Origin of the sequence: Stieleria marina, from assembly GCA_007741555.1 — a bacterium.
Taxonomy (GTDB): Bacteria; Planctomycetota; Planctomycetia; order Pirellulales; family Pirellulaceae; genus K23-9.
On sequence record CP036526.1, the window covers coordinates 4948460 to 4965536 of the forward strand.

The 17077-nt window shown below is 54.6% G+C and carries 12 protein-coding genes; 7 read left to right on the forward strand and 5 right to left on the reverse strand.

The genetic code is table 11. The features are described 5' to 3' along the window. Window positions 1-11 precede the first annotated feature (11 nt). From K239x_RS17460 to K239x_RS17470, 3 genes are read left to right on the forward strand one after another with little or no spacing between them, the layout of a single operon-like run. Window positions 12-1133, forward strand: a complete 1122-nt coding sequence (locus K239x_RS17460; protein ID WP_145419508.1) for a serine/threonine protein kinase — start codon at window positions 12-14, stop codon at window positions 1131-1133. Further along, window positions 1126-1926 carry an inositol monophosphatase family protein gene (locus K239x_RS17465; protein WP_145419509.1) on the forward strand — a complete coding sequence of 267 codons (801 nt, stop codon included), beginning with the start codon at window positions 1126-1128 and terminating at the stop codon, window positions 1924-1926. The genes K239x_RS17460 and K239x_RS17465 overlap by 8 nt, the downstream gene beginning before the upstream one ends. Before the next feature lie 10 nt (window positions 1927-1936). Then, window positions 1937-2581 (forward strand): flavin reductase family protein, encoded by a 645-nt coding sequence (locus K239x_RS17470; protein ID WP_145419510.1) that lies wholly within the window; start codon window positions 1937-1939, stop codon window positions 2579-2581. Between the two features lie 67 nt (window positions 2582-2648). Here the strand turns inward: K239x_RS17470 and K239x_RS17475 are convergent, their stop codons facing one another. Beyond that, the gene (locus tag K239x_RS17475) at window positions 2649-3530 is read right to left on the reverse strand and encodes a DUF1571 domain-containing protein (RefSeq protein ID WP_145419511.1); all 882 of its coding nucleotides are present in this window, start codon (window positions 3528-3530) and stop codon (window positions 2649-2651) included. A gap of 650 nt (window positions 3531-4180) precedes the next feature. On the opposite strand from K239x_RS17475, the gene hemQ reads away from it, so the two are divergent. Next, complete coding sequence (hemQ, locus tag K239x_RS17480) at window positions 4181-5020, forward strand: hydrogen peroxide-dependent heme synthase (RefSeq protein ID WP_419189093.1); 840 nt, start codon at window positions 4181-4183, stop codon at window positions 5018-5020. A 6-nt stretch (window positions 5021-5026) separates the two neighbouring features. On the opposite strand, the gene K239x_RS17485 is transcribed toward hemQ, so the two are convergent. Beyond that, window positions 5027-5956 carry a phosphoribosylaminoimidazolesuccinocarboxamide synthase gene (locus tag K239x_RS17485; RefSeq protein WP_145419512.1) on the reverse strand — a complete coding sequence of 310 codons (930 nt, stop codon included), beginning with the start codon at window positions 5954-5956 and terminating at the stop codon, window positions 5027-5029. 323 nt (window positions 5957-6279) lie between these two features. Between K239x_RS17485 and K239x_RS17490 the strand changes: the two genes are divergently transcribed. Beyond that, complete coding sequence (locus K239x_RS17490) at window positions 6280-7776, forward strand: glycoside hydrolase family 10 (RefSeq protein WP_145419513.1); 1497 nt, start codon at window positions 6280-6282, stop codon at window positions 7774-7776. Window positions 7777-8059: 283 nt separating this feature from the next. After that, window positions 8060-11503: a PVC-type heme-binding CxxCH protein gene (locus K239x_RS17495; protein WP_145422418.1), complete on the forward strand. Its 3444-nt coding sequence runs from the start codon at window positions 8060-8062 to the stop codon at window positions 11501-11503. Window positions 11504-11632: 129 nt separating this feature from the next. On the opposite strand, the gene K239x_RS17500 is transcribed toward K239x_RS17495, so the two are convergent. The 3 genes from K239x_RS17500 to ade form a co-directional block, all read right to left on the reverse strand. Beyond that, window positions 11633-12700 carry a glycoside hydrolase family 16 protein gene (locus K239x_RS17500; protein ID WP_145419514.1) on the reverse strand — a complete coding sequence of 356 codons (1068 nt, stop codon included), beginning with the start codon at window positions 12698-12700 and terminating at the stop codon, window positions 11633-11635. A 152-nt stretch (window positions 12701-12852) separates the two neighbouring features. Beyond that, window positions 12853-13530, reverse strand: a complete 678-nt coding sequence (locus K239x_RS17505) for a PEP-CTERM sorting domain-containing protein (protein ID WP_145419515.1) — start codon at window positions 13528-13530, stop codon at window positions 12853-12855. 294 nt (window positions 13531-13824) lie between these two features. Next, entirely contained in the window at window positions 13825-15477 is a 1653-nt protein-coding gene (ade, locus tag K239x_RS17510) for an adenine deaminase (protein ID WP_419189094.1), read from the reverse strand. 72 nt (window positions 15478-15549) lie between these two features. On the opposite strand from ade, the gene K239x_RS17515 reads away from it, so the two are divergent. Beyond that, window positions 15550-16776 (forward strand): amidohydrolase family protein, encoded by a 1227-nt coding sequence (locus tag K239x_RS17515; RefSeq protein WP_419189095.1) that lies wholly within the window; start codon window positions 15550-15552, stop codon window positions 16774-16776. Window positions 16777-17077 lie beyond the last annotated feature (301 nt).

Sequence of the window (17077 nt, forward strand, 5' to 3'; positions counted from 1 at the left end):
AGACAAACCTAATGCAAGCCACCACGCATTTTGAACCTCATCCAACTCTGACTCACCACGGTTCGGAGGCGCGATCCAACGACGCCGAACTGCTGAAACGCTACGATGAACTGACGCGCAGCAAGAAGGTATCGTGGACCGGGCATCATCATCTGATCCGCATGCTCGGGCGAGGCGGACAGGGCGAAGTTTACTTAACGGAATACCGCGGCACGGATGGCTTTACCGTCCCCGTGGCGATGAAGGTTTTCTCGCCGGAGCGTTTTGCCGACCGGCGCGCCTACGACGAAGCAATGGCTCGTGTCGCGTCGATTGCGTCCAGTGTCGCGCTAATTCAGCACGACAATCTCTTGGATGTCCAAAACTTCTTCGAACGTGATCGCATCCGCATCATGATGATGGAGTGGATCGATGGGTACGACTTGCGTCAGTTGGTGGCTCCACCGTGCCTGAATCTGTTGCAAGAGCATCTACCGGATTACCGCTGGGAATACATCAACCAGGTGATCATCACCGAAGGAATCGAAAACTCTCGCTTCAAAGCGGGCGTCGCCGTGGCGATCGTTCGCGAGTGCTTGGCCGCGTTGGCTGCCCTTCACCGGGAAGACATTGTCCACGGTGATGTCAAACCAGCCAACATCATGTTGAAGCGATCCGGTCACGCCAAATTGATCGACATGGGTTCGGCGTTCAATTACAAAAACCCGCCGCGTGATCGCGAATGCACTCCGATCTACGCGCCACCGGAAGTCCTGGAATCCAATACTTCCTCTCCGCAAAGTGACCTGGCAAGTCTGGGCTATGTTTTGATCGAACTGCTAAGCGGTCAAAATGTGTTTTCGAGCTGCGAAAACATGACGGACTTGCTGCGTGCTAAACGTGAGCTTCCCAAAAAACTGCATCAGGTTTTGCCCGAAGAATTAATCGACAACGATTTGTTGATGAATTTGATCTTGGGTTTAATCGCTCCGGATCCAAATAAACGCTTTCCCACCGCGGAAGCTGCTGAACACGAGCACGGGGCCGCAGAATTTCATCGCCAATTGATCATCACTGATATGGCGACCGAATACGACAATGACATTCGACTTTGGCTGGAAGAGCTTCGAGGATTCGAGTCAGAGAATGAATGAGTCACATCTCCAAACCGCCATCCAGGCTGCCAGAGCCGGTGCGGTCGAGCTGATGTCGCGACGCAGTAGTTTTGTCGTCAGCGAAAAAGCCCCCAAGGATTTGGTCACCGACGCCGATCTTGCATCGCAGAAGGCGATCCGTGACCTGCTGGAAGACGCCTACCCCGACTACGCATTTGTCGGCGAAGAAGAAGGCGAAAACGATCCTCCCGATGCCGTCCGCCGCGGTGACACGGACGCTCCGCCTTGCTGGGTCGTCGATCCATTGGACGGGACGGTCAACTACGTCCATCGACTGCAGAGCTTTGCCGTTTCGATCGGACTGTACGCCGCAGGCAAAATGCGACTCGGTGTGGTCTACGATCCCGTGGCCGAAGAAATGTTTGCGGCAGTTGACGGGCAAGGCGCAACCGTCAATGGACGGCCGATGAAAGCCAGCGACTGCGACGATCTCTCTCAAGCCCTGGTCGCCTGCAGCTTTCCAGCCGGCGTCAAAAAGGATGCTCCAGAAGTCACGCGGTTTGTCCATGTCCTAGAACGCTGCCGATCGCTTCGGCGACTCGGTTCGTGCGCACTCAACATGTGCTACGTCGCCGATGGGCGATTGGACGCTTACTGGGCTACCAATGTCAGTGCCTGGGATTCCGCCGCTGGTACTGTGATTGCCAGAGAAGCAGGAGCCACGCTGACGGCATACGACGGATCCAAAATGGATGATTGGAAGCCACGTTTTTGCGTCGCCGGCACAGCGTCGGTCCATGGTTCGATCGTTGACCTGCTTTCGATCGCTTGAATGACGTGACATGAAGATTGATCCGGAAGAACTCTCCACACGCGAACTTTACCAGTGGATGACGCAGCTGATCACACCGCGACCAATCGCGTGGGTGTCGACCGTTTCGCCAGACGGAATCGCGAATCTGGCGCCTTTCAGCTTTTTCAACGGCGTCGGTGCCAACCCGCCGACGATCATGTTCTGTCCCGCCAACCAACGCGACGGAACACCCAAAGACACTCTGGCAAACATTCAGCGAACCGGACAGTTTGCTGTGAACCTGGTTTCGTTTGCCGATGCCGACGCGATGAATGCAACGTCAGCGCCCTATCGTTTTGGCCAAGACGAATTTGAGATCGAATCGATCGCCAAAGCGGACTGCGACCAGATCAAAGTACCGCGCGTGGCCGATGCCATCGCTTCGATGGAGTGTTCCTTGCACACAGCCATGCAGATTGGAACCGGTCCAGGCGGCGCGAACTTAGTGATTGGACGCGTCTTGCAGATTCATGTCCGCCAAGACCTGATCTTGCCGTCGCAAGAGCTGGATGCCAGTCGACTGGACACGATCGGGCGAATGGGGCGAGACGATTACATTCGCACGGGCAGCGAAGAGGACGTTGAAAACGCCAGTCTGTTCGACTTGCCTCGCCCAAAAAAGCGATCGCTTTAACAAGCGATCGCTCTGAAAACAAGTTGCTACGGCTGCAGGAAGTCTTCCCAGCGAGCAACAAACGATCTTAGAAGTTGTACTTAGGATTTTCCGGATCGAAATCGGAATCCTTCAGACCTACATTAATTTTCAAATTCATGTAGTTGTATTCTTCAATGATCTCAGGTTTGGCGTTGGCGACGCGAGGCCAATCGTACGCGATGTAGCGAATCGGCACATTGTAGGCGTCGTCGATGAAGATCTGAGCTTTGTGAAATTCGGAACCGGGACGCTTCGTCGGCTGCGTCAGCTGAAACACCGTACAGACGCGGTCTTTCACGCGAGCGTTTTGACGCAAGTCGCATTGAGCGTCGGGATATGTCTTCGCTTTTTCACCACGCTGGATCAACTTTTCGATCAGATTCTCGACACCGATTTCAGTCATCGGATAGCGTTGTCCACGCATGGCCAACATGCTGTCTGGCTTGACGCGAACAGTCGGAAGATAACGTCCCTTGAATCCGCCTTCGTGAGCGATGATGTTGCCGTTGTTCGCTCCTTCGACGTAGATGACTTCGCGACCCTTGATCGTCGATGGCTTCAGGAAGTTCAGGTACACGCTGAGCGGCTGAACAATTTTGCCGTTTTCGATTTTGCGATTGCGAATCTTGGCCGCGATGTATTGATGCGCGCCAAGCTGCCCACCGACTCGTTCGCGAATCACCATCATCGTGGTGTAGTCGTCCACTTGTGCCTGGCAATTTTGAAGGCCTCGACGGGCAATGTCCAAAGCGTGATCAAGCGGCTTTGCCTTCAACAGATCCGCAGGAACAGCAGGCGACGCCGTAGCGACACGGTGGACAGGTTCGCTCAATCCAGCAGGCTTGGCTGCCATCGCTAACGATGAAACAGAGGCAGTAGCGGTCAGGGATCCGATAAGAGCGACGAAGCGGCGACGGGCAAGATTCATTTGACTTCCTTGTGGGCAACCGACGGCACCCTTGCCGTCCGTGTTTTTGATATCGCCGTTCGAGGGCTAGCAAAATGAATGAAAGGCAGCATGGCGTGGGGACCGCGGCAATCGTTGCATCCCGCAACGGGGCAAAGCATGCCATTGTCACAATCCGTGGGAACGGTCGTTGCGCGGTCCGCCCAGTGCCGATGCCGTCGACAGCCAAGTGACCCTCGCAACACCTCCGTTGAACTCATCGAAAATACTCACAGCGATTTGATCGTCGCCATATCAATTCTCGCCCGGCAAATCACGCCCGTTTTAGGGACGCAAGTCATCCGGCAGCAAATCACGGACGCGCCGCGGCCAGTGATTCGGCGAATCCGCATCGCTGCGTACCCATCGCTGTCAGGTCGCCGCGTACCTTTCGCTGCCAGATCGCGTCTTGCCGGGATACACCGCTACAACCTGCACATTCAGATCTTTGGTAGCTGTTGCCGACAAAGCAGATTCGATCGCGACCGTGATTTAGCAGGCGAATCCATGCCAGCCGTTCCCTTCGCTAAAGTAGCCGGAACATTTACGATAGCGTTCCCGAGTCGGTTTTCGCGGAACCTTGTTTTGGCATCTCCGCGGTCTCGCCCCTCCTCCCTCACACAGATTTCACCATGAACCAACGTCCCGGTCGCCCAACAGAGCCTTTGCCAGAACCATCGACCGTGCCCATCACAGGATGGCACTGTGGCCACTACTTCTATCGTTTCCGCCGCGAATCTCTCGGACACCGACTTGGCAAAGCCGCCCAGCAGCAATTTCATGACGCTCTGCACCCCAGTGAAGGCAACGCGCCCGAGCGTTTGGCTGCGTACTGGACCAGCGGGCATCGTGCGGACTTTTGCATCATGGTGATGGACCCGGATCCGGCCAAAGTCGACGCAGTTCATCAAGCGATCATGGCACCGGGCATCGGACAGTACATCGAACCGACTTGGTCGTTTGTGTCGATGAGCGAAGTCAGCGAATATGTGCCGACGCTGGACGGATTTCGCCAACGGCTGATCGACGGAGGAGCCGATCCGGACTCCGACGAATTGTCTGCCAAGGTGTCCGCGTACGAACGCCGATTGCCCATGATGAATCAACAGCGTTTGCAGCCGGAGTTTCCGGAGTGGCCGGCGGCCTGTTTTTATCCCATGAACAAAAGCCGTGTCGTTGGCGCGAATTGGTTTACCGAACGATTTAGCCGGCGCAATTCGATGATGGCCGAACACGCGCAGAGCGGAATGGCGTTTGCCGGAAAAGTATCGCAGCTGATTTCCGTCGGCGTCGGCTTGGACGACTGGGAATGGATGGTCACGCTCTGGTCGCGTAACCCCGAGTACCTAAAAGAGATCGTCTACAAAATGCGGTTCGATATCGCCAGTGCCAAGTACGCCGAATTTGGACCGTTCTACGTCGGATACAACGCGAATGCCCAAGAGATCTTGGAACACTGTCGACTGGCCTGACCCGGCTTAACCAGCAAACGCTTTGCCCGTAATTTGCTCGTATGCTTCGGCATACTTGGCCGCTGTTTGATCGATCACATCGGCAGGCAATTTGGGCGGATCGCTTTGTTTGTCCCAGCCGCATTGCGAAAGCCACTCACGCACGAATTGTTTATCAAACGAAGGCTGTGCCTGACCTGGCTGATAAGAATCGGCGGCCCAGAATCGAGAACTGTCGGGCGTAAGCACTTCGTCGACCAAGATCACTTGGTCATCGACGATACCGAATTCGAATTTTGTGTCCGCAATCAAAATCCCTTGCGTCTGGGCATATTGAAGTGCCGTTCGGTAGATCTGCAAACTCATTTCACGCAGTTGCAACGCCAACTCACTGCCGAGGTCCGCAATCATGCGGCCGATCGAAACGTTCTCGTCGTGGCCTTCGACCGCTTTGGTCGCTGGGGTAAAGATCGGTTCCGGTAGTTTGTCGCATTGCACCAGACCGTCGGGCAATTTGTTGCCGCAGATCTGACCGGTCGATTGGTACTCTTTCAGTCCGCTGCCTTCGAGGTATCCGCGAACGACACATTCGAACGGCACGACCTTGGCTTTTTCGACCACCATGCTGCGTCCCACCAAAGGAGACGTGTCAAATTCGCTAGAAAGTTCAGCGGGGATTTCGGTCGATCGCAAATGATGGCGGACCTTCAATTTGTCAAACCAAAACTCGCTCATCGCCGTCAGCAGTTTGCCCTTGGCGGGAATTCCGCTGGGCAAAATATAATCAAACGCGCTGATCCGATCGGTACTGACGATCAACAGTTGATCGCCCATGTCATAGACATCACGGACTTTGCCGCACTGCCGTGGCAGTGGCAGTGGAAGCGAAGTGCTTAGCAAAGCCCCTGCTTCGTCGAATTGATAATAAGAATCGTCGTCGCAATTTGAGTCATTCATGTCCGCTAATTTTGCAAACTCGAGCGTCGGCGGCAACCGAGCGAAGTCAATAATTTCGCGGTCGGATCCTCAATTATCCAGGTTTCCGATGCTTCCGTCAGTCCCGGCCAACCCCAGGGTGACAATCGTGACGGACCAGTGCGTCTGGCGATAAACTGACCGGCAGAATCGCTGTGTTCGATTGATGGGCAGGTCTGGTCGCCTACCAAGCCCAAACCGACTACTATATTGCCTTTGTTGACGGTTTCGGCACTCGCACTCGCGGGTTTGCGAACCGTTCGCGTCCTTGTTTCTTTTTGTTTTCGGTAGGCCAGATCGACGCCATGGGGCAATTCCACTTCGATGTCCCGTCGCAGGCCAAGAGCTTCATCGACCAATCGCTCTGGAAAGACGCCTATATCACGGGCATCGAAGGCATTCCTTGGCAATCCAACAGCCAGTATGACGGATCGCGGCTGACGATCACGCGAAGCATCGAATCATCCGGCAAACTTTCGATCGCGTGCCCCATCGATGGCTTGGGCTACCGAACACTTGCGACCTGCAGCCTACGTCCGACCGCCGCTCCGCACTGTCTGCCGCTGGAACTGGCACGCGGCAGCTGCTACCGCGTTCGGATCCAATCCGACATCTGGCAGCGAGCCGGGTTGACGCTGAGTCAAAAATTCCAAGACCTGACCGAACAGGGCACGCAGCGTTTCTTGGATGCCACGCTGGCACGCGACGACCACGACGAATCGGCAGTCGCTGCGCTCGAATCGATCGCTCTGCTGGAAGAAGCCGTCTTGGATTTGGGCGAATCCTACGCCGTGCAATCCATTTCGTTTCGTAAACAACGCGAGCCGCAAATCGGCACCTTGTTGGCAGGCACCGTGATCCCGCCATCGCCCAGCCAATCCGCCAACGCCAACTTGTTTCGTGAGGCATTCAACGCCGCCGCCGTCCGTCTGAGTTGGGCGGACATCGAAACCGATGCCGGACGCTACGACTATGACGATAGCGAACAAACTATCCGCTGGTGTACGACCAATGGTGTCCGTGTCATCGGTGGACCGCTCCTGGATTTTCGCGAAAAGCTGATGCCGCATTGGTTGTATCTGCTGGAAGACAACTTTGACGAATTCCTCAACGCGGTCATCAATTTCGTCGAAAAGACAGTCATCAAATTTCGCGGATCGGTACAGCTATGGAACTGTGCTGCCGGGTTGAATACGCCTGGTCCGTTGAACTTGGACGACGAACAGATCATGCGATTGGCGTTGGGCATTTTGCAAACCGTCCGACGCGCGGATCCGAACGCCCCCGCGATCATCACGTTTGACCAACCCTACGGCGAATACTTGTCAAAGTGCCGTGACGGAATTTCTCCGATGCATTTCGCCGATGCACTTGCCCGCAGTGGTCTGGGCATGGCTGGCCTGGGATTGGATGTCCGCATGAACTACACCAGCGGAGCAACCTTGCCACGATCAGCAGTTGACTTTGGATTGATGATCGATCGTTGGGCAACGTTGGGCATGCCACTGATGGTGCAACTCGCGATCCCCGGTGGTGCTGACAAAGACCTGACCGCTATCGCTCCTTCGGACGTCCTCGGCGCCGGCTTGGCAAGTTCCGTTCCCGCCTCCGACCAGCTTCGAATGGCGGCTCCGCTAATCCGAACCCTCTTGGCCAAACACACCGTGCATGGCATCGTCTGGGATGGCTGGTCGGACGCAGAAGCTCACGTCTTAAGCCACTCTGGCCTGATCGATTCCAACGGCCAATCGCGACCGCTACTGGAATACCTGAAACGCGTCCGCAAAGAGTTCTTGGCCTAAAACGCCTGCCCGATCCGGCGTGTCGCCGCCCTCGCTTTGGCTGAGATAGGCGGAGACTCGTAACTTTTCTCTCGCTTCGCCCAGCCCCCTCCAGCTTCGCATGCGACTCACTGCCGCGTCTGCAAATTGCAGCTTCGCACGGTGATTCGGCTACAATCGTAATCTCTTATCAATCGGAACCGCCCCGTTCGCTGACCGATTCTTCATTGTCGCAAAATGAAATGCACTGAATATGATTCGTCGTTGTTCTGTTCTGCCGATCTCGAATGTCACCGCACTGGTGATGCTCGTTTGTTTGGCAGCCTCTTTCACGCTCAAGTCTTCCTGCGCTGCCGATCCGTTTGAATTCAAGACCAATGATGTCGTAGCGATTTACGGCAATGGCCTTGCCGATCGCATGCAGCATGATCCGTGGGTCGAAACCGTGCTGCAAAGCCAGCTCAAAGGCATGAACGTGAGCTTCCGAAACATGAGTTTCTCGGGAGACATGGTCAACAAACGGCCGCGCAACAAAGGGTTCACCAACGACGCCGAATACCTCCAACACGTCGGCCCCGACGTCGTGTTCACGTTTTATGGCTACAACGAATCGTTTGCCGGTCCCGGCGGTGCGGACGCCTACCAAGCCGAACTGACCAAACTGGTTCAGCGATACACGGCACTCCGACAAGAGAAAGAAAAGGAAGTTCGATTCGTTTTGTTCAGCCCTATCGCCTACCAAAACTTAGGCGACCGAAATCTGCCGGACGGCACCGAACTGAATGCTAACTTGTCGACGTTTACCGAAGCGACTCGCAAAGCAGCCGAAGAAACCGGCGCTGACTTTGTCGATCTCTTCTCGCCGACACTCGCCTTATTCCAATCAAGCAGCCAGCCGCTGACCATCAATGGCATCCACCTAAACGAAGACGGCTATCAAAAACTCGCCGGGATCATTTCGCAATCGTTGCTCGGAAAGAAACCGACAACCGTTGATCAACTGGATGATCTGTATGCCACCGTCAAAGACAAAAACTGGCATTGGCACAATCGGTATCACGCGACCGACGGCAACGACATCTGGGGCAGCCGATCAACGCTGACCTTTGTCGATGGCCAGAGCAACGCCGAAGTGCTTAAACACGAACTGGTCATGCTGGACGTAATGACGGCCAATCGAGACAAAGCCATCTGGGCGGCCGCGCAAGGCAAAAAGTATCGCGTCAACGACAGCAACGTGCCGCCGCCCATCGAAGTGATCTCCAACGTAGGCGGAGGCAGCAAAAGCTCCAATGCGGAAAAAGAAGGGAGCGTTGAATATCTGAGCCCCGAAGAATCGCTTGCCAAGATTCGCGTGCCAGAGGGCTACGAGCTGAATCTGTTTGCGTCAGAAGTTCAGTTCCCCGATTTAGCCAATCCCGTTCAGATGCAAGTCGACGCCAAAGGCCGGCTTTGGGCTGCCAGCTGGAACACCTATCCCAAATGGGAACCTGGCAAAGACATGAACGACAGTCTGATCATCTTTGAAGACACTGACAAAGACGGAAAAGCAGACACTCGCAAAATTTTCGCCCATGTTCACAACCCGCTAGGATTTGAATTTTGGGGCGGCGGCGTCATCGTCACTTCAGGGCCAGATCTGCTGTTTTTGAAGGACACCGACGGCGACGACAAAGCGGACGTGCGGTATCCAATCTTGCAAGGTTTGGGCACCGCGGACACGCACCACGCCGCCAACAACTTGGTCATGGGCCCCGATGGTGGCATCTACTGGCAAAGCGGAATCTTCCTGGTTCACAATCACGAAACTCCGTGGAAATCCAACTTAACCATCGGCGACTCGGGAATGTACCGGTTTGATCCGCGCACGTTTGCGATCACACCCCACGCTGCCAACAGCCCCAACCCTCACGGCACCAGCTTTGACCGCTGGGGATATTGCTACGCCAACAATGGCACGGGCGGTCATTCGTATCAGGTGCGTCCCGAGGGAAAGGGATTTAAAATGCACATGTTGCTGACGAAAGAATTTCGTCCGGTCGCCGCCAACGCAATCTTGTCGTCCGAACACTTTCCCGACGAACTGCAGGACGACTTTTTGATCTGCAACACCATCGGCTTTTTGGGCGTCAAGCAGTATTCGCTTGACCGCGATGGTGACGGCAAAACTCGCAAACTAGGACAAGTTTGGGGAACGCCCGCGTTGGAACTACTCAATAGCATGGATCGCAATTTCCGTCCGACCGATGCCGTGATCGGTGAAGACGGCGCGCTGTACGTCTCCGATTGGCACAACGCCATCATCGGCCACATGCAGCACAACATTCGCGACCCCAACCGCGATCACAAGCACGGCCGTATTTTCCGACTGACAGCCAAAGACCGTCCGCTCCAAGCGCCGGTCAAAATTCATGGCCAGAGCATCCCTGCTTTGCTGGACAATCTGAAACACAAGGTCGACGGTGTTCGCCATCGCACACGTGTCGAACTGAGTTCGCGAGATTCCGATGAAGTCGTCGCAGCAACGCAGAAGTGGATGAAGGATTTCGACGCCAATGACGAAACCGAAGCTCACCATCTTCTCGAAGCCCTCTGGGTTCACCAACAACACGGTGAGCGAAACGACGAACTGCTCAATTCTCTGATCAACTGCAATGTCGATCACGCCTCAGTTGCTGCCCAAACGGTGAGACACTTCTGGGATAATGTCGACACGAAAGGAGCCAGCGGTTTCGCTGCTGCTGCCGAAAAAGAGTTCGTAAAATTCAATCCGCCTCGGCATTTGGGACGTGCCCAAAAGAAGGCGTATCGACTGGGAGCTCAGGTCTACCAGCGCGAATCACATTGCTCCACGTGCCACCTCCCCAACGGCAAAGGCAGTGTGAATGTCTATCCCCCGTTGGCCGACAGCCCTTGGGTCACCGGCAGCGAAGAGCGTTTGATCAAAATGGCCCTGCATGGTGTTTGGGGCAAGATGACGGTCAATGGAAAAACGTACGACCCGTCACGCGGCGTGCCTCCGATGACCGCTTTCCGTTCGTTGCTCAACGACGAAGAATTGGCAGCCGTGCTGACGTTTGTACGGAACACATGGGGCAACAAGGCCTCGCCGATCAGCCCCAAAACGGTCAAAGCAGTGCGTGAGCAAACGATTGAGCGAACGACGTTTTGGAAACCAGAAGAACTGCTGGCTGAGCATCCACTGGAGGCTTCTCTGTTAAGTGATACGCCAGCGGTGGAAGAATTCTCCAACGATGCCCTGGAGTCTGAACTGCTGGCCGTTTCATCAAGCGAATTGGCCAAGATCGCCATGGCAAAAGGCAACGCCAAACGAGGGAAACAGGTCTTTTACCAGTCGGCAGCGGCGTGTTTCGCCTGCCACGATCCTCCCAAAGGCGTCGAGCGTTTGGGTCCCAATCTGGCCAAGATGAAAACCAAGCTTACTGCAGCACAGCTGGTCGATTCAGTTTTGCGTCCGTCGGATCTGATCGACAAGGACTACGCGCAAGTCAGCGTCCTGGACGTGAATGGCAAAGTTCAAACCGGCGTTCGCATTTCCGAAAACGATGACGAGATCGTGCTAAGAAATCTAGCCGAACCCAAGCCCATCAAAATCAAGCAAGACGACATCGAAGAAATCCTCGATTCAAAAGTCTCGCTGATGCCAGCTAACTTGGTGCGACAGCTCAAGAGTCGCAAAGAGTTTAACGACCTGATGAAATACATCATCGACACCAGAACGCCGTAGTCCGGTGTCAAGGGTGATCCGCAACGCGAAAGCGGCAGGGTGCTTCGCTCACCCAGCGTTGCTTACCAGCGCTGCTATAACAATCCCGCGGGCCTCACGGCCCGCGGCTCGCCATGTCGCTTCGCGTTCTTAATTCTGTTTTTGATAGACGCGGACGTAGTCGACCATCGCTCGTGACATTTCACGCGTCTCTTTGGTGTCCGATACAAACGGTCCTTCTGTGCGACCGTCACCTTGGTTGGGATCCCACGAATTGGGTTTAAACTCCAACGTCAGCAGCATCATCATGTCGACTGGGTCGGTCGGGATGTTGTCAGTAAACGTGTAGTACAGTTTTCCATCGACGTAACACTTCATGGAATCAGTCGACCATTCCAAACCGTAGACGTGATACTTGTCGTCGTTAACGTCGACGTACTCTTGCGGGCGTGGACGCGAAGCTGCATTAAATTGTTCGGATTTCGAAGCGTCTTTCTTGCCCCAGTGATTGGCAACGTTAAAACAGTGGCTCATGTAGTCCGGTTTGCCTTTAACAATCTCGACGATATCAACTTCCGACCCGTTGGCGGGATCGTCGTTGTAGGCGCGTGTCTCGGTGAACAACCAAAATGCGAACCAGGTCGAATAGCCAACCACTTGGTCGCTACGAACGCTCGCGCTGATGTAGATCGGTCCGTCTGTCGGACTAACGAACTTTCCAGCCCACTTGGCGTTGTTGGGTTCCGTGCTGTCCCATTTCTCCGGATAGCCGGACAACAAGTACGCCGCGTTCACGCGAGGCCCGTGCTCGTTCTCCTTCGTCTTGTCACAAACAATTCGCATGACAAGCTGGCCCGCTCCGTTGAGCACATGATTGCCTGACTTGGTGCTGTACATCCAAGCGGACTCTTCGGTCGGGCCCGACCAGCGGAGCCCCTTGGCTTCATTCGCCTTAAATGCTTCGGGATCATAACCAAGCATCGGATACCATTTTTCTGGCACTCCTTTGCCCGCGAATTCATCCGCCCACGAAAGCCGCCACTTCCCGGGTGGAACCCAAGCAGGTGCGTCAGCACCGGATTCATTAAGAGCCGTACCGGACGGAGTGACAGAGACGGCCGCGGTTTCATTGGCATCTTGCGCGCAGTTGACTGACGGTTTCAGTACAACGAACGACAAAGCCGCAAGGGACAGCACTGCGAGTTTTCTAAGAGCCATGATCGCTTGATTGGGAGAGGCGAAGAAGATTGAGACAACGCCTGGATGGGAGACCGATCACTGGATCGCTGTCAAAGCAAAAAGGCACCACCGCGTATGCAGTGATGCCTTCTAGGTATATGAACGAACGTCAAACCGTTTGCTCTAGTCAATTACTTTCGGCGACGACGCACGACGAAACCAAGTCCAGCAAAACCGAGCAGAGCAAAGGAAGAAGGCTCCGGCACCGCAGTAATCGTAAAATTGTCAACGTAAATCGTAGCACTTGAATAACCAGAACTGTTGTTGATTCCAAGGAAGATCTTCCCACCACTGGCGGTTCCTTGGTAGTGCAAGTTGCCATCAGAATTGTTCGCCTCTGGACTTCCGTTGGCCGCATTAACAATTTGATAGGTGATCGTTTCAAACGACTGAGAACCAGCGCTCGGAACACTCAAAAATTCGTTCTCTCTCGAAAACGTTCCTGGCTCGGCTGCTCCGTTCGAATCCGACTGAAGGATTGCAGCGGACTGGTAAAACCCTGGACCTCCGACCTGATCGTCGGCAACTACAAAGACGTCGAAAGAAATCGTGCCGCCACTAGATTGAGCTTGGGCCAATTCCATTCCAATCGCTGAAGCAGCTGCAAAATTCAGCTGCGCTGCCGCTGCGTCGTCACCGCCGTCAGTCGTTATTCTAAGACTGCCACCGTTAAAAGCATCTTGAGTGACAGAGCTTCCACTATTCAAAACAAAACCCTCAGTGTCCGCGTCAAAATCCAAGACGACGGCAGCTTGTGCGCTGAAACACAAAGTAAAGATCAGGGAAACGGTTACGAGACTGCGAAACATCTTTAGTACCTAAATGCGTATGTACACGTACGTCGGATGTTCAGGTTACTTCGATCGACCTATATGTCAATCGTAACTTAATGAAAAGAAATTCCATGGCGGGGCGTGCCTGCCATCCTACAGAGCCGATCGATCGAATTGACTAAAACAGAAACAATCAAACTTGCGATTTCTCCCTGGTTCTTATGGCTCTAAGAGGCTTCTCCATTCCACGCTTGGCAATCAACACTTAGCGGTGCGTCTTTTCGATGGGAGCGAGGTCACTAGAGCTCAAGTCGCTGCTAACCAAAAGACTCACACAAAATTAAAATAATCACCGTCAAACAGTCCCCTGTCGCTTAGCTTCAGAGAGGGGATTACCAACAGCGACATGAACGACAATGTCATGAATGGTGATGTCAGCACGCTACCGCAGACTTCTTTTGCGAAGCGATCGATGCTGTCGTACTCCTCTGCGACCGTGAATGCATCTTGCGAGCTGATGATACCTGCGACGGATAGCGGGAGCGCTGCAAATTGGTCGACTGCGACCGCCGAGATCCCGCCTTGTTGGTCGATGATTTTGTTCACCGCTGCAGTCAAACTTTCGTCATCGACTCCTACCGCTACAATGTTGTGCGAATCGTGAGCGACGCATGAAGCGATCGCCCCTTGCTTCATACCGAATCCGTGAATCCAAGCCACCGCTGGACGGGATGCCTGGTAACGATTGACCACCGTCAGTTTCAACACGTCCCGTTCGTGGTCAGCTACGATTTCGTCGCCGACGATTCGCAGCGGCACGCTCACTCGCTCGGTCACCAATGAACCGTCGATCGCACGAATGACATCGACCATCGTACTGCGATGCTCCTGCGCGCTATCCATTTCACCGACGGCAGCAATTGAACGAAAACTGATCGCCGTTTGTCGCTTGCAATTGAAACGATTGATTGGCTCAACTGGCACCGAAGCGATCAATGCCTGGCCATCTTGAGCGACAGCGGTTCCGTTGATGACGGTCGATCGCACGCTCCAATTGTGCAGATCATCGACAACGACAAAATCGGCCACATCGCCTTCACGAAGTTGCCCTACGTCCAGTTGATAATGCTGGATCGGATTTAGGCAAGCGATTTGCAGTACGTCGAACAAGTCGTATCCCAACGCAATGGATCGCGCGACGATCTGGTTGATGTGCCCGACGGCTAAGTCGTTAGGATGCTTGTCGTCGGAGCAGAACATGACTTGGCTGGGTGACTGCCGGATCAATGGATGGAGGGCATCGAAGTTCTTCGCCGCACTCCCCTCGCGAATCAAGATCTTCATGCCTTGATCAAGTTTATACGTAGCCTCATTCAGCGTCGTGCATTCATGGTCGGTCGAGATCCCCGCGGCGATGTACGCGTCGGCCGCTTCACCAGTCAGTCCAGGAGCATGACCATCGACCGGCTTTCCAGCCGCTTTGGCCGCAGCGATTTTGGCCATGACTTGTGGATCGCCCGAAAGAACACCGGGAAAGTTCATCATTTCGGCTAAATAGTGAATGTCGTCACGAGCGAGCAACTGGCTGATGGATTCTACATCGATCTCCGCCCCGGCCGTTTCAAAACACGTCGCTGGAACACAACTTGGTGCCCCGAAGTAACATTTCAACGGAACTTGGTTGGCATTGTCGATCATAAAATCGATGCCCTGGACTCCCATTACATTGGCAATCTCGTGCGGGTCGGTGACCACTGCCACGGTGCCATGCCGAGTCGCCAACCGTGCGAATTCGCTTGGCACCAGCATCGAACTTTCGATGTGAATGTGAGCGTCGATGAAACCGGGCAAGACATACGGCAGCTTTTCGTCGACCGTCTTTCCGAGCGTTTCAATCGATTTGATGCGTCCGTCGGATACACTGATCCGTGCGGGAGAAATTCTTCGGCTAACAATGTCGATTTGGTTGGCAATCAATTGCACTTCTTCAGTCCTTTCCTTGCTGGTCATCCCAAGTATACCGATACGCCCCCCGACGCAATGCGAGACACTTTGATGCAAATCCTTGGCGGACAACTTCTCCTCAACGACGATGGCGACCGTGCACGCATCGCCCCGGGTTTTGTTCGCATCGAAGGCCAGCAGATTACCGAGGTCGTGGAAGGTGAAATCCCGTCGTCACTGGATTTTGGCGGACCAAATGCACTCATTGCTCCCGGCTTCATTGACACGCATTTGCATTTGCCACAATTCGACATGATCGGCGCTCATGGCATGCCACTGCTGCAATGGCTGAGCGATGTCACTTTTCCAGCCGAGCAGAAATGGTCAAACGTGGATTTCGCACGATCGATGACCCGTCAAGCTCTACAGCAATGCGCAAACGTTGGCACTACCGGCATCTGCGCCTACGCGACGGTCCATCACCCGAGCACACTGGCGGCGTTGGATGAAGCAACCATGTTCGGTATGCGAGGCGTCATTGGCCAAGTGCTGATGAATCGCAATGCCCCCGAAAACCTGTGTCGTGAAAGCAAGCAGTTGATCGACGAAGCAGCCGCGACGATCCAAGCCTATCCGCCGCACGGGCGAATGGCCGCAGCAATCACACCTCGTTTTGCCGTGTCGTGTTCCAGCGACTTACTGTCGGCAGCGGGCACACTGGCTTCCCAAACCAGAGCGATGATCCAAACCCATATTGCCGAAACCAAAGCCGAATGCGAGCTGGTCAACGATCTGTTCGATGGGGTCGACTATGTCAACGTCTACCAGCAATCCTACTTACTGACCGAAAGAACGGTGCTTGGTCACGGGATTCACCTAAGCCCACAGGATCGCATCAATCTCCGTGACAGCGGTTCGGTGGTGGCCCACTGCCCGACCGCAAATTCGTTTTTACGATCGGGAGCGATGGATCGCAGATCTTTAGTTGATGATGGCGTCAGGATCGCGTTGGGAAGCGATATCGGTGCGGGCTACGAACGCAGCATGGTCCGCGTGGGCCGAGCCATGATCGAAACGGCATCCTCTCGAGGTAACGTGTTCCCATCTGCCGCTCAGGCTTGGCATCAAATCACGGCTGGAAATGCGGATGCGATGGGCTGGTCGGATTCGGGGCGTCTGGCCGTGGGCAGGCCGGCGGACCTTGTTGTCATTGCCCCTGACATTCCCTGGACGAGCGGCGATGTTGATCCGCTGGCCATGCTGATGTTCGCATGGGACGACCGCTGGATCAAACAAACGTTTCTGCACGGCCGCAAAGCAACCGAAACGCAATCATAAAGAGCCGCAGTCTCTCGTTCGCCATCGCACATCAGCCGCTGGCGCTAGCCACGGGCATTTATCCAATCCCCACGCATTGCTCGACCGGAAAGCACTAACGCCGAACTTGTTAGATCCAAATTCATTGCAGACATTCGCAATGCCGCAAAAAGGCCCGTGGCTAGCGCCAGCGGCTGACGATGCTTACGGCACCAATGGACTCGCAAGCGGCTATAATTTGGCTCGAGTCTGCAGAAAACACTCACCACCCCAACCACAATCAATCCCAAATGCAACGTTCCACTCTATTGCCACTCGCCAC

Coding starts and splice junctions, on each gene's coding strand:
- K239x_RS17470 (WP_145419510.1), top strand. CDS start 1,937: ATGAAGATTGATCCGGAAGAACTCTCCACACGCGAACTTTACCAGTGG.
- K239x_RS17500 (WP_145419514.1), bottom strand. CDS start 12,700: ATGGCTCTTAGAAAACTCGCAGTGCTGTCCCTTGCGGCTTTGTCGTTC.
- K239x_RS17490 (WP_145419513.1), top strand. CDS start 6,280: ATGGGGCAATTCCACTTCGATGTCCCGTCGCAGGCCAAGAGCTTCATC.
- K239x_RS17505 (WP_145419515.1), bottom strand. CDS start 13,530: ATGTTTCGCAGTCTCGTAACCGTTTCCCTGATCTTTACTTTGTGTTTC.
- K239x_RS17495 (WP_145422418.1), top strand. CDS start 8,060: ATGCTCGTTTGTTTGGCAGCCTCTTTCACGCTCAAGTCTTCCTGCGCT.
- K239x_RS17465 (WP_145419509.1), top strand. CDS start 1,126: ATGAATGAGTCACATCTCCAAACCGCCATCCAGGCTGCCAGAGCCGGT.
- K239x_RS17485 (WP_145419512.1), bottom strand. CDS start 5,956: ATGAATGACTCAAATTGCGACGACGATTCTTATTATCAATTCGACGAA.
- K239x_RS17475 (WP_145419511.1), bottom strand. CDS start 3,530: ATGAATCTTGCCCGTCGCCGCTTCGTCGCTCTTATCGGATCCCTGACC.
- K239x_RS17515 (WP_419189095.1), top strand. CDS start 15,550: ATGCAAATCCTTGGCGGACAACTTCTCCTCAACGACGATGGCGACCGT.
- K239x_RS17460 (WP_145419508.1), top strand. CDS start 12: ATGCAAGCCACCACGCATTTTGAACCTCATCCAACTCTGACTCACCAC.
- hemQ (WP_419189093.1), top strand. CDS start 4,181: ATGAACCAACGTCCCGGTCGCCCAACAGAGCCTTTGCCAGAACCATCG.